This is a genomic window from Streptomyces corallincola, from assembly GCF_019104725.1.
Taxonomy (GTDB): domain Bacteria; phylum Actinomycetota; class Actinomycetes; order Streptomycetales; family Streptomycetaceae; genus Streptomyces; species Streptomyces corallincola.
The window spans coordinates 223,130-237,937 of record NZ_JAHRXF010000002.1 but is presented as its reverse complement, the minus strand read 5'-3'; the positions used below and the strand labels follow the sequence as shown (position 1 = coordinate 237,937).

The 14,808-nt window shown below is 72.8% G+C and carries 13 protein-coding genes; all 13 read right to left on the bottom strand.

Features of this window, described 5'->3' with window-relative positions; all coding sequences use genetic code 11:
• Positions 1-142: 142 nt before the first annotated feature.
• The 13 genes from KUM39_RS02620 to KUM39_RS02560 all read right to left on the bottom strand — a co-directional run bounded on the left by KUM39_RS02620 (position 143) and on the right by KUM39_RS02560 (position 14,730).
• Positions 143-820 carry an arsenate reductase/protein-tyrosine-phosphatase family protein gene (locus tag KUM39_RS02620; RefSeq protein WP_217783688.1) on the bottom strand — a complete coding sequence of 226 codons (678 nt, stop codon included), beginning with the start codon at positions 818-820 and terminating at the stop codon, positions 143-145.
• Positions 817-1,464, bottom strand: a complete 648-nt coding sequence (locus KUM39_RS02615) for an L-threonylcarbamoyladenylate synthase (RefSeq protein ID WP_217783687.1) — start codon at positions 1,462-1,464, stop codon at positions 817-819. Before KUM39_RS02615 ends, KUM39_RS02620 begins: the two co-directional genes overlap by 4 nt.
• Positions 1,465-1,516: 52 nt before the next feature.
• Positions 1,517-2,362, bottom strand: coding sequence for a peptide chain release factor N(5)-glutamine methyltransferase (prmC, locus tag KUM39_RS02610; protein WP_217783686.1), 846 nt, complete (start codon positions 2,360-2,362; stop codon positions 1,517-1,519).
• A 32-nt stretch (positions 2,363-2,394) separates the two neighbouring features.
• A complete protein-coding gene (gene prfA, locus KUM39_RS02605) occupies positions 2,395-3,471 on the bottom strand; it encodes a peptide chain release factor 1 (protein ID WP_217783685.1) in 1,077 nt (358 codons plus the stop codon).
• Positions 3,472-3,579: 108 nt separating this feature from the next.
• The gene (gene rpmE, locus KUM39_RS02600) at positions 3,580-3,804 is read right to left on the bottom strand and encodes a 50S ribosomal protein L31 (protein WP_164587688.1); all 225 of its coding nucleotides are present in this window, start codon (positions 3,802-3,804) and stop codon (positions 3,580-3,582) included.
• A 123-nt stretch (positions 3,805-3,927) separates the two neighbouring features.
• On the bottom strand, positions 3,928-5,100 hold the full coding sequence (locus tag KUM39_RS02595; RefSeq protein WP_217783684.1) for an LCP family protein: 1,173 nt from the start codon (positions 5,098-5,100) through the stop codon (positions 3,928-3,930).
• 369 nt (positions 5,101-5,469) lie between these two features.
• Positions 5,470-7,458: a transcription termination factor Rho gene (gene rho, locus KUM39_RS02590; RefSeq protein ID WP_217783683.1), complete on the bottom strand. Its 1,989-nt coding sequence runs from the start codon at positions 7,456-7,458 to the stop codon at positions 5,470-5,472.
• Positions 7,459-7,860: 402 nt separating this feature from the next.
• A complete protein-coding gene (gene thrB, locus KUM39_RS02585) occupies positions 7,861-8,778 on the bottom strand; it encodes a homoserine kinase (protein ID WP_217783682.1) in 918 nt (305 codons plus the stop codon).
• Between the two features lie 334 nt (positions 8,779-9,112).
• Positions 9,113-10,171 (bottom strand): threonine synthase, encoded by a 1,059-nt coding sequence (gene thrC, locus KUM39_RS02580; protein WP_217783681.1) that lies wholly within the window; start codon positions 10,169-10,171, stop codon positions 9,113-9,115.
• A gap of 6 nt (positions 10,172-10,177) precedes the next feature.
• Positions 10,178-11,470, bottom strand: coding sequence for a homoserine dehydrogenase (locus KUM39_RS02575; protein WP_217783771.1), 1,293 nt, complete (start codon positions 11,468-11,470; stop codon positions 10,178-10,180).
• A gap of 161 nt (positions 11,471-11,631) precedes the next feature.
• Positions 11,632-13,023: a diaminopimelate decarboxylase gene (lysA, locus tag KUM39_RS02570; RefSeq protein ID WP_217783680.1), complete on the bottom strand. Its 1,392-nt coding sequence runs from the start codon at positions 13,021-13,023 to the stop codon at positions 11,632-11,634.
• A gap of 60 nt (positions 13,024-13,083) precedes the next feature.
• Positions 13,084-14,184, bottom strand: coding sequence for an ArgS-related anticodon-binding protein NrtL (gene nrtL / locus KUM39_RS02565; RefSeq protein ID WP_217783679.1), 1,101 nt, complete (start codon positions 14,182-14,184; stop codon positions 13,084-13,086).
• 114 nt (positions 14,185-14,298) lie between these two features.
• Positions 14,299-14,730 (bottom strand): response regulator, encoded by a 432-nt coding sequence (locus KUM39_RS02560; RefSeq protein ID WP_217783678.1) that lies wholly within the window; start codon positions 14,728-14,730, stop codon positions 14,299-14,301.
• Positions 14,731-14,808: the final 78 nt, after the last annotated feature.

Here is a 14,808-nt window from a genome sequence, read left to right as displayed (position 1 = left end):
GGGGCCTCCGGGCGGTCGGGGATGGCCGTGGCTCCGGTCGGGGATGCCGTGGCTCCGGCGAGGGTGCCGTAGCTCCAATGTAGGCCCGTGGGGGGCGGGGCGCTCGGGGCGCGGGCCGGAGCGGTCCTGCTCCGGCCGGGGCTCACATGTGGGCCGGGACTCCGGTGAGGGCGGTCACGACCGGGTCCAGCGCGTCGCGTATCTCGTCGCCGACGGACCGGAAGAAGGGCAGCGGCGCCCCGTACGGGTCGTGCACCTCGTCGGCGTCGGCGCTGGGCGCCAGCAGCCAGCCGCGCAGCGCGGCGGCGGCCCGCACCAGGGCGCGGGCGCGCAGCACGACACCGTCCTCCAGCGGGGGCAGGGTGGCGGGGTCTATGGCCCGCACCAGCCGGGTGAACTCCTTGAGCGTGAAGGTGCGCAGGCCCGCCGAGTGACCCATCGAGATGACCTGGGCGCGGTGGTCCCGGGTCGCGGTGAGCACGAGGTCGGCCATGATGACGTGCTCGTCCAGCAGTTCCCGGCCGGTGAAGCCGCTGGCGTCCGCGCCGAACTCACCGAGCACGGCCTCGGCGTTGACCTCCATCGGGGCGCCCTCATGGCCCCAGGTGCCCGCGCTCTCCACGATCAGCCCGCCGCCGAGCACGCCGAGCCGCTCCATCACGAAGTGGCGGGTGAGCCGCTCCGTGATGGGCGACCGGCACACGTTGCCGGTGCTGACGTGGAGGATGCGGAAGGTGTCGCGCGGGAACCCGAACGTGGTCGTCCGCTCCGCCGCGCTCTCCCCCTCGCCTATGCCACGCCCCGGGTTCGGGGTGGTCAATTCGCCACCTCGAGGTCGGGGACGACCTTGCGCAGCTCCTCGGGCGTGATGGCGCCCTGGCGCAGCAGCAGCGGCACGGGCCCGGAGACGTCCACGATGGAGGAGGGAACGTTGCCGGGGGTGGGCCCGCCGTCGAGGTAGACGGAGACGGAGTCCCCGAGCATCTGCTGGGCGGCGTCGCAGGTCTCCGGCGCGGGGTGGCCGGTGAGGTTGGCGGAGGACACGGCCATCGGGCCGACCTCGGTGAGCAGTTCGATGGCGACGGGGTGCAGCGGCATGCGCACCGCGACCGTGCCGCGGGTGTCGCCGAGGTCCCACTGGAGGGACGGCTGGTGCCGGGCGACGATGGTGAGGGCGCCGGGCCAGAACGCGTCCACGAGTTCCCAGGCGGCCTCGGAGAAGTCCGTGACCAGGCCGTGCAGGGTGTTCGGGGAGCCGATGAGGACGGGGGTGGGCATGTTGCGGCCCCGGCCCTTGGCGGCGAGCAGGTCCGCCACGGCGTCGGCGGAGAACGCGTCGGCGCCGATGCCGTAGACCGTGTCGGTCGGGAGCACCACCAGTTCGCCCCGGCGGACGGCGGACGCGGCCTCGCGCAGACCCGTCAGACGGTCGGTCGCATCGTTGGTGTCGTATCGCCGTGCCATCTCTAGCTGGCCTCCTCGTGCACGTACTGCGGTCTGATGGGGGTGGGGGTGGTCACGGCAGGGCCTTGCGGGCGGTGGCGAAGCGTGGCCGGTTGTTGAGGTCGGGGTGATCGGCCGCGTCGGCCCAGCCCCGTTCCTCGGTGAAGATCCAGGGCACCTGGCCGCCCTGGGTGTCGGCGTGCTCGATGACGACGACCCCGCCGGGCCGGAGCAGCCGGTGGGCGGTGCGTTCGATGCCCCGGATCAGGTGCAGGCCGTCCTCGCCGGAGAACAGCGCCAGTTCGGGGTCGTAGTCGCGGGCCTCGGGGGCGACGTACTCCCACTCGGTGAGCGGGATGTACGGCGGGTTGGAGACCACGAGATCGACATGGCCGTCGAGGTCGGGGAAGGCGGTCAGGGCGTCGCCCTGGCGCAGGTCCACGCGGGAGCCGGACATGTTGCGGCGGGTCCAGACGAGGGCGTCCTCGGAGAGTTCCACGGCGTGCACCCGCGAGCGGGGCACCTCCTGGGCGAGGGCGAGCGCGATGGCGCCGGAGCCGGTGCACAGGTCCACGATGCGGGGTTCGACCACGTCCATCGCGCGGACCGCGTCTATGGCCCAGCCGACCACGGACTCGGTCTCCGGGCGCGGCACGAACACCCCGGGCCCGACCTCCAGTTCCAGGTACCGGAAGTAGGCGCGCCCGGTGATGTGCTGGAGCGGCTCACGCTGCTCGCGCCGGGCGACGGCCTCCCAGTAGCGGGCGTCGAAGTCGGAGTCCTGCACGGAGTGCAGCGCGCCCCGCTTCACGCCGTGCACGAACGCGGCCAGTTCCTCCGCGTCGTTGCGCGGCGAGGGCACGCCGGCGTCGGCCAGCCGCTGGGTGGCCTGGGCCACCTCCGCGAGCAGCAGGTTCACGCAAGTCCTCCGTGGTAGCTCGTACGTGCCTTTTACGCCGCCGCCAGCTTCGCCGCCGAGTCGGCGTCCACGCACGCCTGGATGAGCGCGACGAGGTCGCCGTCGAGCACCTGGTCCAGGTTGTACGCCTTGAAGCCGACGCGGTGGTCGGAGATGCGGTTCTCCGGGAAGTTGTAGGTGCGGATCTTCTCGGAGCGGTCCACGGTGCGGACCTGGCTGCGCCGGGCGTCGGCGGCCTCCCGCTCGGCCTCCTCCTGCGCGGCGGCGAGCAGCCTGGACCGCAGGATACGCATGGCCTGCTCCTTGTTCTGGAGCTGGCTCTTCTCGTTCTGGCAGGAGGCGACGACACCGGTCGGGAGGTGCGTGATGCGCACGGCGGAGTCGGTGGTGTTCACGGACTGCCCGCCGGGCCCGGACGACCGGTACACGTCGATCCGCAGGTCGTTGGGGTTGATCTCGACGTCCACCTCCTCGGCCTCCGGGGTGACGAGGACACCGGCGGCGGAGGTGTGGATGCGGCCCTGGGACTCGGTGGCGGGCACCCGCTGCACGCGGTGCACCCCGCCCTCGTACTTCAGCCGGGCCCACACGCCCTGGCCGGGCTCGGTGGCGCCCTGGCCGCCCTTGGTCTTCACCGCGACCTGGACGTCCTTGTAGCCGCCGAGCTCGGACTCGGTGGCGTCGATGATCTCGGTCTTCCAGCCGACGCGCTCCGCGTAGCGCAGGTACATCCGGAGCAGGTCACCGGCGAAGAGGGCGGACTCGTCGCCGCCCGCTCCGGCCTTGATCTCCAGGATGACGTCCTTGTCGTCGCTGGGGTCGCGGGGGACGAGCAGCAGGCGGAGCCTGTCGGTCAGCTCCTCGCGGCTCTTCTCCAGCTCCTTGACCTCGGCGGCGAAGTCCGGGTCGTCGGCGGCGAGTTCGCGGGCGGTGCCGATGTCGTCGCCGGTCTGCTTCCAGGAGCGGTAGGTGGCGACGATCGGGGTCAGCTCGGCGTAACGCTTGTTCAGCTTGCGGGCGTTGGCCTGGTCGGCGTGGACCGAGGGGTCGGCGAGCTGCTGCTCCAGACCGGCGTGCTCGGCGACGAGGTCCTCGACTGCCTCGAACATCTTTCGGCTCCTGATACGGCGGGGTGACGGCTGGCGGGCGACCAAAAACGCCGGTCCCGGACGCGCCCCGGGCGGGGGCGCGGCCGTGGACCGGCGAAAGGGGGCTCGCTACTTCTTGGAGCCGGCGGCAGCCTTGCCGAAGCGGGCCTCGAAGCGGGCCACACGGCCACCGGTGTCGAGGATCTTCTGCTTGCCCGTGTAGAACGGGTGGCACTCGGAGCAGACCTCGGCCCGGATGGTGCCGGAGTCGATGGTGCTGCGGGTGGTGAACGACGCGCCACAGGTGCAGCTCACCTGGGTCTCGACGTACTCGGGGTGGATCTCGCGCTTCAAGGTGTCTCCTAGATTTCGGGAGGGCGCCGGGTCGCGGTCGCGGGATGCGAAGGCGTGAACCGGGGCCGACGTACCAGTCTGCCAGGACTGGTGTCATCTCCCAAAACCGGGGTGGGGGGCGATCTATTCCCCCGCCGCCCCGGCGGCCGTCGGGGCGCTCCCCACGACGCCCCGCGCCTCGCCGGTGGCGGTGCCCTCGGTGGCCGAGGCGGGTATGGCGCGGTCCTGCCCGAGGGCGTTCCAGACCTGTGCGGCCCTGGCCCGCAGGACCAGCACCCGGTTGGGGTCGGCGGGGTCGTAGCGGACCGGCATGGTGACCATCGTCAGGTGGTCGGCGCCGATGCCCCGGAGGCCGCCCGCGAACTCCGCGAGGGCGTTGACCGAGCCGAGCGAGGAGTCGGTGGTGACGGAGCGGGTGGCGGTGTCGGCGAGGTCGTACAGCTTCTTGGGGTCGCTGAAGACGCCGACCTGCCGGATGCGCTCCATGAGCGCCTTGACGAACGCCTGCTGGAGTTCGATGCGGCCGAGGTCGGAGCCGTCGCCGACGCCGTGCCGGGTGCGGACCAGGCCGAGCGCCTCGGTGCCGTCCAGGGTGTGGGTGCCCGCCTTGAGGTCGAGGTGGCTCTTGGGGTCCGCGATGGCACGGGTGGTGGTGACCGGGACGCCGCCGAGGTCGTCGATGATGCTCCGGAAGCCGTCGAAATCGACCTCCAGATAGTGGTCCATGCGCAGCCCGGTGAGGGCCTCGACGGTCTTCACCGCGCAGACCGCGCCGCCGGTGGCGTACGCGGAGTTGAACATGACGTCGTGCGCGGCGGGCCGACGGGTGCCGTCGGGGGCGGTGCAGGCGGGGCGGTCGATGAGGGTGTCCCGGGGTACGGACACCACGCTCGCCCGCTGGTGGCCCTCGTTGACGTGCACGATCATCGCGGTGTCGGAGCGGGCGCCGCCGTCGTCGGTGCCACCGCCGAGCTTCCGGTTGCCCCCGGCGCGCGAGTCGGAGCCGAGGACCAGGATGTTCTGCGCGCCGCCCGCGGCCTTGGCGGGCCGGTGTCCGCCGAGCGCCTGGTCGATGTCGATGCTGCGGATGTTGCCGTTCAGCTTGACGTAGACGTATCCGGCGCCGACCCCGCCGAGGACGACCACCCCGGCCGCCGTCCAGGCCAGCGCGAGCAGCGCCTTGCGGCGGGCGCTGCGGGGCCCGCGGCGGCGGCTCCTGCCGCGGCGCCGGGGGCCCGGCGGCTCCGGTGTGCCGGGTTCCGGCGGGCCGGGCTCCGGCGTGCTCTGGGCGGACACGTCACTCCTCGGTCTCGTCCGGTCGGGCTACTCCCTGGAGGCGGGGTCGGGTGCGGTGGTCACCGCTCCATCGTCACCCGTGGGGCCCAAGGGCAAAACTCGGGCGGCCCCCGCACAGCACGACGGAACCACCGGGTGCGGAGGTCGGCACCCTGTGTTACGGGACGGGACGGCGGTACGGCCCTCACCTGGGGTTTTCACAGGTGACACGGGGACGGCGGGCGGATGTGACGAACGGGGCGTGTGTGACGTAGCTCTCCCGACGCACGGAGAGCGGAGAGAGGCGCGCGCGGGAAAAGCGGAAAAAGGGGCCGCCCCCGTCCTCGGCGGACGGGGGCGGCCCCTGGTGCGGCACCGTGCGGCGACGACTCAGTCGTTGCCGGGGGTCGGCGTCGTCTTCTGGATCTGCATGAGGAACTCGCCGTTCGACTTGGTCTGCTTCATCTTGTCGAGCAGCAGCTCGATCGCCTGCTGCTGGTCGAGCGCGTGCAGCACCCGGCGCAGCTTCCAGACGACGGCCAGTTCCTCGTTGCCGAGCAGGATCTCTTCCTTGCGGGTGCCGGAGGCGTCCACGTCCACGGCCGGGAAGATGCGCTTGTCGGCGAGCTTCCGGTCGAGCTTGAGCTCCATGTTGCCGGTGCCCTTGAACTCCTCGAAGATCACCTCGTCCATGCGGGACCCGGTGTCCACCAGCGCGGTGGCGAGGATGGTCAGCGAGCCGCCGTCCTCGATGTTGCGGGCCGCACCGAAGAAGCGCTTCGGCGGGTACAGCGCGGTGGAGTCCACACCACCGGACAGGATGCGCCCGGAGGCCGGGGCGGCGAGGTTGTACGCACGGCCCAGACGGGTGATCGAGTCGAGCAGCACGACCACGTCGTGTCCCAGCTCCACCAGGCGCTTGGCGCGCTCGATGGCCAGCTCGGCGACGGTGGTGTGGTCCTCGGCGGGGCGGTCGAAGGTCGAGGAGATGACCTCGCCCTTCACCGACCGCTGCATGTCGGTGACCTCTTCCGGACGCTCGTCCACCAGGACGACCATCAGGTGGCACTCGGGGTTGTTGTGCGTGATCGCGTTGGCGACCGCCTGCATGATCATGGTCTTGCCGGTCTTCGGCGGGGCCACGATCAGACCGCGCTGGCCCTTGCCGATCGGCGACACGAGGTCGATGATCCGGGTCGTCAGCACGCCGGGGTCGGTCTCCAGGCGGAGCCGGTCCTGCGGGTAGAGCGGGGTCAGCTTGTTGAACTCCGGCCGCCCGCGGCCGTGTTCGGGCGCCGTGCCGTTCACGGAGTCGAGGCGGACCAGCGCGTTGAACTTCTCGCGCCGCTCGCCCTCCTTCGGCTGGCGGACCGCACCGGTGACGTGGTCGCCCTTGCGCAGCCCGTTCTTGCGGACCTGCGCGAGCGAGACGTACACGTCGTTCGGGCCCGGCAGGTAGCCGGAGGTGCGGATGAACGCGTAGTTGTCGAGGATGTCGAGGATGCCCGCGACGGGGATCAGCACGTCGTCGTCGGCGACCTGCGGCTCGCCGACCACCTCGTCACGCCCGCGACGGCCCCGGCGGTCGCGGTAGCGCCCGCGACGGCCGCGACGGCCGCCGTCGAAGTCGTCGTCGTCCTGCTGCTGGCGGTTGTCCTGCCGTCCGCCGCCCTGCTGGCCCTGCTGCTGGCGCTGGCCGCCCTGCTGGTCGTCGCCGCCCTTGCGGCGGTCCCGGCCCTGGCCCTGGCCCTGGCGGTCGCCGCGGTCGCGGTCCCGGCCCTGGCGGCCCTGGCGGCCACGGCCCTCGCCGTCCGCCGCGTCGCCCTGCGCCTGCGGGGCGGAGTCGCCCCTCGCCTCGCCGCGGGACTCGCCCTTGGCCTCGGCGGCGACCGTCTCGGTGCCGCTCGTGGCCGGGGCGCCCGCCTCGGCGGTGGCGCGGCGGCGACGACGCTCGGAGCCGTCGTCGGAGGCCGGCTGGCCGGGGATGTCGATCTGCTGCTGGGACGTGGCCTTCTCGGCAGCGGCGGCGGCCTTGTCGGTCCGCTTCTCGGCGTCGTCGCCGGTACGGGCCTTGGAGGTGGCCCGGCGCTTGGGCTTGCTCTCGCCCGCGTCCGCGGCCTCGGCCTTCGGCGCGGCACTGCCGCCCCCGGCCTGCGCCTCCTTGATGACCTCGATCAGCTGGCCCTTGCGCATCCGCGCCGTGCCCCTGATGCCGAGGCCCGAGGCGACCTGCTGCAACTCGGCCAGCACCATGCCCTCAAGGCCGGTACCCCGGCGCCGCCGGGAGCCGGCACCGGATGCAGGCGCGGAGGCGTCCGTGGCGGGCGCGGCAGCGGTCTCCTCGACACGTGCGCCCATCAGATCGGTGGTGTCGCTCACGAAGGGTCCTTCCCTGGAGCGGACGTCGGCCTGTCTGGCTCGGCGACCGGTTGTGCTGTCCGGCTACGGTCCTGTCTCTGCGAACCGTGCCGGGGCGGTGGTCCGCCAACGAGGCGGAAGAGATTTCTGGTGATGGCGCTCCCCCGAGCCGCGACACCGTGTGTCACGTGATGTGGAAGCACCGGTTCCGGAGCGTGCCCTGCGAACCGCTCAGTCCTCGCGCCCGACGCACTGCCCAGGTACGGCGCACGGAGTACGGAGTGGTGTGGGAGGCTCCCGGAAGAATGTCTGTCCCGGACGGGGACGTGAAGCACCTCGCCGTGGTGAGGTCGGGTGCAGACTTGAGATTAACACTACCGGACCCAACAAACATTCCCCCTCTCCAATTCGGGCAACCGCGTGTCAGGGCGCCAGCGGCAGCACGCTCGCACCGGTCCCGTCGAGGGCCAGCCGGTTGGCCGCCCACTCGGGTCCGGCGAGTGCCTCGATCCTGTCGGCGCTCCCGGCGTCGGCCAGCGCCATGACGGTGGGTCCGGCGCCCGAGATGACCGCCGGGACACCGTCCGCGCGCAGCCGCTCCACCAGCGCCGCGCTCTCCGGCATCGCCGGGGCGCGGTACTCCTGGTGCAGCCTGTCCTCCGTTGCGGACAGCAGGAGTTCGGGCCGCCGGGTGAGCGCCTCGACGAGCAGTGCGGCCCGTCCGGCGTTCACCGCCGCGTCCACGTGCGGGACGCTGCGCGGCAGCAGTCCGCGCGCGGTCTCGGTGAGTACGGGCTTGCCGGGGACGAAGACCACCGGCACGACGGAGGCGGCGGGCTCCATGCGGATGGCGCGGGCGGCTCCGGCCTCCATCCAGGACAGGGTGAACCCGCCGAGCAGACAGGCCGCGACGTTGTCCGGGTGGCCCTCGATCTCGGTGGCCAGCTCCAGCAGCGCGGTGTCGTCGAGGCGGGCCTCGCCGCCTATCGTCACGGCCCGCGCGGCGACGATCCCGGCGCAGATCGCGGCGGACGAGGAGCCGAGGCCCCGGCCGTGCGGAACGCGGTTGGCGCACACGATCTCCAGGCCGCGCGGCTGCCCGCCCAGCAGGTCGAACGCGGTGCGCAGGGAGCGTACGAGCAGGTGCCGTTCGTCGCGCGGGAGGGTCTCGCTGCCCTCGCCCGCGATGTCGATGTGCAGCCCGGAGTCGGCCACCCGGACCACGACGTCGTCGTAGAGACCCAGCGCGAGGCCGAAGGCGTCGAAGCCCGGACCGAGGTTGGCGCTGGTGGCGGGGGTGCGCACCCGGACGGCGGCGGCACGGAACGCTGGACCGGCCATCGCTCGAAGACTCTCCTTGACCTGCGGGACTGCCGCACGGCGTCCGGTCGTGCGACGCGGCTGCCGTGCGGGGGGATCGGTGGATTTCCGACGGTGATCGGTGGGCTGCCGATGACGTACGGCCCTGACGGACCGCGGGGCGTCGTGACCCGTGCCCACGCGCGGGGGCATATGCGGCGGGCGGGTTCGCTCCCAGCCTATCGAAGGAAGGTTCCGTGGCGACACAGGGCGCACAGGAGGCGCACGACGCGTGTCGTGGGCCCCCCGTGCATCCGCCGTGGGGTGGGCGGGCGCGGGTCCGGGCTGCCGGGGCCGGGGCACCGGGCGCGGTGGGTCAGGCCAGGCCGAGGCGCTGGGCCGCCGTGGCCGCGTCCACCGGCACGGTGACCGGCTGGGGCGCTCCGGCGACCGCCCAGTCGGGGTCCTTCAGGCCGTTGCCGGTGACGGTGCAGACGACGCGCTGTCCCGGATCGACCCTGCCCTGCTCGGCCGCCTTCAGCAGCCCGGCGACCGACGCGGCGGAGGCGGGCTCCACGAAGACACCCTCCTGCGCGGCCAACAGCCGGTAGGCGCGCAGGATTTCACGGTCCGTCACCTCGTCGATGTGCCCGCCGGACGCGTCCCGCGCGGCGAGCGCGAACTGCCAGGAGGCCGGGTTGCCGATGCGGATCGCGGTGGCGATGGTCGAGGGGTCCTTGACGACCTCGCCGCGCACGATCGGCGCGCTGCCGGACGCCTGGTATCCCCACATGCGCGGGGTGCGGGAGGCCACCCCGTCGGCGGCGTACTCCTGGTACCCCTTCCAGTACGCGGTGATGTTGCCCGCGTTGCCGACCGGGAGGACATGGATGTCGGGGGCGTCGCCGAGCATGTCCACGATCTCGAACGCGGCCGTCTTCTGGCCCTCGATGCGTACCGGGTTCACCGAATTGACCAGTGCCACCGGGTAGTTGTCGCTCAGTTCGCGGGCGAGGGTGAGGCAGTCGTCGAAGTTGCCGTCCACCTGGAGGATCTTCGCGCCGTGCACCAGGGCCTGGCCCATCTTGCCGAGCGCGATCTTGCCCTGCGGCACCAGCACGGCGGAGACCATTCCGGCGCGCACCGCGTAGGCGGCGGCCGAGGCGGAGGTGTTGCCGGTGGATGCGCAGATGACCGCCCTGGCGCCCTCCTCCTTGGCGCGCGAGATGGCCATCGTCATGCCGCGGTCCTTGAACGAGCCGGTGGGGTTGGCCCCTTCGACCTTGAGGTGGACCTCGCAGCCGGTCCGCTCGGAGAGCACCTGCGCGGGCACGAGCGGCGTACCGCCCTCGCGGAGCGTGACGACCGGCGTGGTGGCGGAGACGGGCAGCCGGTCCCGGTACTCCTCGATGATTCCGCGCCACTGGTGGGTCATTGCTGCCTACTCTCCTTCAACCCGCATGATGCTGGCGACACCTCGGACGGTGTCGAGCTTGCGCAGCGCCTCGACGGTCCCGGTGAGGGAGGCGTCGGAGGCCCGGTGGGTGACGACGACGAGGGACGCCTCCCCGTCCTTTCCCTGCTGCCGGACGGTGTCGATGGACACCCCGTGCTCCGCGAACACGGTGGCCACCTGGGCGAGCACGCCCGGCTTGTCGGCGACGTCGAGGCTGATGTGGTAGCGGGTGACGACCTCGCCCATCGGGGAGACGGTCAGCGCGGCGTACGCCGACTCGCCGGGCCCGGTCGCGCCGCCGAGCAGGTTGCGGCAGACGGCGACGAGGTCACCGAGCACGGCGGAGGCGGTCGGGGAGCCTCCGGCGCCGGGGCCGTAGAACATCAGCCGCCCGGCGGCCTCGGCCTCGACGAAGACGGCGTTGTAGGCGCCGCGCACGGAGGCCAGCGGGTGGGTCAGCGGAATCATCGCGGGGTGCACCCGCGCGGTGACGGAGGCGCCGTCGTCCGCGCGCTCGCAGATGGCGAGCAGTTTGATGGTGCAGCCCATCTCGCGGGCGGAGCGGAAGTCGGCGGCGGTGACCTCGGTCATGCCCTCGCGGTGCACGTCGTCGAGGCGGACCCGGCTGTGGAAGGCGATCCCGGCGAGGATCGCGGCCTTGGCGGCGGCGTCGAAGCCCTCGACGTCGGCGGTCGGGTCGGCCTCGGCGTACCCGAGCGCGGTGGCCTCGTCCAGGGCCTCCTGGTAACCGGCGCCGGTGGAGTCCATCTTGTCGAGGATGAAGTTGGTGGTGCCGTTCACGATGCCGAGCACCCGGTTGACCGTGTCACCGGCGAGCGACTCGCGCAGCGGGCGGATCAGCGGGATGGCACCGGCGACAGCCGCCTCGTAGTAGAGGTCCCGGCCGTGTTCCCCGGCGGCGGCGTGCAGGGCGGCGCCGTCCTGGGCGAGGAGCGCCTTGTTGGCGGAGACGACGGAGGCGCCGTGCTCGAAGGCGGTGGTGATCAGCGTGCGGGCGGGCTCGATCCCGCCGATGACCTCGACGACGACGTCGATGTCCCCGCGTTTGACGAGGGCGGTGGCGTCGGTGGTGACCAGGGCGGGGTCGATGCCCTCGCGGACCTTGCCGGGCCGCCGTACCGCGACCCCGGCCAGCTCGACGGGGGCGCCGATGCGGGCGGCGAGGTCGTCGGCGTGCGTCGTCATGATGCGCGCCACCTCTGAGCCGACCACTCCACAGCCCAGCAGCGCCACCCTCAGCGGACGCGTACGCATCATCCGACCTCGTTTCGTCATACCGGCAACGGTGGGACCAGTCTCACGCACCGGACGGCGGTTTCTCCCCTTGGTCCGCATCATGAGACCTGGATTTCACGCGCGGGCGGTCCGGGCGGCCGGAGGATCTCCGGCCGCCCGGCCCCGGGGCGGTGTCCCCCGGGTCACCCGACGTCGAGCCGGAGCAGGTCCTCCTCGGTCTCGCGCCGCACGATGACACGGGCCGCACCGTCGGCCACGGCGACGACCGGGGGCCGCGGCACGTGGTTGTAGTTGCTGGCCATCGAGCGGCAGTACGCCCCGGTCGCGGGTACGGCGACGAGGTCGCCCGGCGCGAGGTCGGCGGGCAGGAAGGCGTCCTTGACGACGATGTCCCCGCTCTCGCAGTGCTTGCCGACGACCCGCGCGAGCATCGGCGCGGCGTCGGAGCGGCGCGAGACGAGGGCGACGCTGTACTCGGCGTCGTAGAGCGCGGTGCGGATGTTGTCGGACATGCCGCCGTCCACGGAGACGTAGGTGCGCAGCCCGTCGAGCTGCTTGACGGTGCCGACCTCGTACAGCGTGAACGCGGTCGGGCCGACGACGGCGCGGCCGGGCTCGACGGAGATGCGCGGGGTGGCGAGCCGGGCCGCCTCGCACGCGCGGGTGACGATCTCGGTGAGCGCCTTGGCGATCTCGTGCGGCTCGCGCGGGTCGTCGTCGCTGGTGTACGCGATGCCGAGACCGCCGCCGAGGTCGATCTCGGGGAGTTCCACACCGTGCTCGTCGCGTACCTCCTCCAGCAGCCGGACCACGCGCTGGGCGGCGACCTCGAAGCCGGACATGTCGAAGATCTGCGAGCCGATGTGGGAGTGGATGCCGGTCAGTTCGAGCCCGTCGAGCTGGAGGGCCCGCCGCACGGCCTCGGCGGCCCGGCCCCCGGCGAGCGGGATGCCGAACTTCTGGTCCTCGTGCGCGGTGGCGATGAACTCGTGGGTGTGCGCCTCGACGCCGACGGTGACGCGGATCTGCACCTTCTGCCGTACGCCCAGCTCACGGGCGGTGTGCGCGACCCGCACGATCTCCGGGAAGGAGTCGAGCACGATCCGGCCGACCCCGGCGGAGACGGCCCGCCGGATCTCCTCGGCGGACTTGTTGTTGCCGTGGAAGGCGATGCGCTCGGCGGGCATCCCGGCGGACAGCGCGGTGGCGAGTTCGCCGCCGGAGCAGACGTCGAGGTTCAGCCCCTCCTCGGTCAGCCAGCGCACCACGGCGCGGGAGAGGAACGCCTTCCCCGCGTAGTACACGTCGGCGTCCGGCCCGAACGCGGTGCGCCAGGCGCGGGCCCGGGCGCGGAAGTCGGTCTCGTCCAGGACGTAGGCGGGCGTGCCGAACTCCTCGGCGAGCCGGGTGACGGGGATGCCGCCGACGGTGACGGTGCCGTCGTCGCCCCGGCCGACGGTGCGCGCCCACACCTTGGGGTCGAGCGCGTTGAGGTCGGTCGGCGGGGCGGAGTAGTGGCCCTCGGGCAGCACGTCGGCGTGACGGGGGCCCGCGGGGTGGGCGGAACGGCTCATGGCGTTGGCTCTCAGACTCTCTGTCTCACCGAGGGACGCAGGACCGCGCTGTCCGGCCCCTCAGAGGTGTTCGGGTGCGTCGATACCGAGCAGGGACAGGCCACCGGCGAGCACCGTCCCGGCGGCTTCGGCAAGCGCCAGCCGGGCCCGGTGGGCGGCCGAGGGTTTCTCGTCCCCCCTCGGCAGCACGTCCGGCAACAACGGCAGCACGCCATCGGCAACGGTGACCAGATGCCGCGCCAGCCGGTCCGGCGCCCGGTGGGTGGCGGCGCCGAGAAGGATGCGGGGGTGGGCGGGGAGGGTGGTGAGGAGGGGGTGCGCGCCGGGCGCGTGGCCCGGCGGGCCCTCCGGCAGCCCGAGCGGGCCGGGCTCGGCGGCGAAACCGAGCCGGGCCGCGTCCCGCACGGCGGCGCGGACGCGGGCGTGGGCGTACCGCACCCGGAAGAGGGGGTTGCTCTCGCGCTGGACGAGGTGCTCGGCGGTGATCCGGGGCCGGTCGTGGGCGGCGGGACACAGCAGCGCCCACCGGGCGGCGTCCGCCCCGAGCGGAGCGGGGTCCTCCGGCGCGGGGACGGGACGCAGGTCGGCGGTGATGCGGGGCCGGTCGTGGGCGGCGTCCGCACCGAGCGGAGCCGGGTCCTCCGGCACGCGGACGGGCCGCAGCCCTGCGGGCTGGGGATACGTGATCTCGGCGTACGTGATCTCGGCCCGCCCGCCCTGGGTGGCGATGATCGGGGCGACGGCGTCGGCGACGGCCTCGGCGCGCACCTCGCGGGGCACCCGCAGCACGACGACCTGCCCGACGAGGGAGTCACCGTGCCCGTAGGCGGCACCGAGGGCGCGGATGTCACGGACGACGGCGAGGGCGGGATCGGCGTCGCGGTCGAGCACGAAGTTCAGGAACCCGGGCCCGGTGAGGACGACGTCGTGGATGCCGGGTGCCTGGACGAGGCGGTCCCGGAGCAACGCGGCGACACGCGGCGGAGGCATCCCGGCGCCGCGCGCGAGCTGGAGGGCCACATTGGAGGCGTAGTCCCCGATCCCGCCACCACGGGGCTCCTCGACGAGCACCCGCACGGGCGGCTCGCCCCCGATCTCCCCCGCGTCCACGGCCCGGCGCACGGCGTCCAGCACGAGACGGGAGAGCTGATCGGGGGTCACGGGGACAAGGGTAGGCGAGGTGGGGTGAGACCGGGGTGCGCGGACGGGGCGGTGCGGTGACCGGAAAGGTTGGCCGCGCCGCGAGTCCTCCAGCGAACCCTCCCAGCCGCGGCACTAGCCGGAGGCGAGCCCGTCGGGCCGCGACCTGGGCAGGGGTCGGCCGGTGAGGAGCCGCTGGACGAGCCGTACCAGCTCGGCCGGATCGAACGGCTTGGGCAGAAAGGCATCGACAACGCTGTCGAGACCGCCGGGACCGGCCTGGGCCTGGATCTCCTCGGACGGACAGGCGCTGATGAGGGCGAGGGGAAGGTCGTGCGTACGGGGGTCGGCGCGCAGGCAGGCGGCGGTACGGAGCCCGTCGAGCCGGGGCATGACCATGTCGAGCGTCACGACATCGGGCCGTACGTCATGGACCACGTCCAGACACTCGGCACCGTCGGAAGCGGTCACCACCTCAAGCCCCTCCAGCTCAAGGTTGACCCTGATCAGCTGCCGGATGACCTTGTTGTCATCGACAACAAGCACCCGACCGAACACCTCGGACACACTCCGAGAGTAGGACGCCCCACCGAACCCCGTCCGGTCTTTCCCGACTTACACCCGTGCGAGGGACACCCCCACCCA

What these genes read in the sequence shown, in the direction of transcription:
- KUM39_RS02615 (WP_217783687.1), bottom strand. Translation starts at nt 1,464, where the DNA reads ATGGCACGGCGATACGACACCAACGATGCGACCGACCGTCTGACGGGT.
- prfA (WP_217783685.1), bottom strand. Translation starts at nt 3,471, where the DNA reads ATGTTCGAGGCAGTCGAGGACCTCGTCGCCGAGCACGCCGGTCTGGAG.
- thrB (WP_217783682.1), bottom strand. Translation starts at nt 8,778, where the DNA reads ATGGCCGGTCCAGCGTTCCGTGCCGCCGCCGTCCGGGTGCGCACCCCC.
- thrC (WP_217783681.1), bottom strand. Translation starts at nt 10,171, where the DNA reads ATGACCCACCAGTGGCGCGGAATCATCGAGGAGTACCGGGACCGGCTG.
- KUM39_RS02575 (WP_217783771.1), bottom strand. Translation starts at nt 11,470, where the DNA reads ATGATGCGTACGCGTCCGCTGAGGGTGGCGCTGCTGGGCTGTGGAGTG.
- lysA (WP_217783680.1), bottom strand. Translation starts at nt 13,023, where the DNA reads ATGAGCCGTTCCGCCCACCCCGCGGGCCCCCGTCACGCCGACGTGCTG.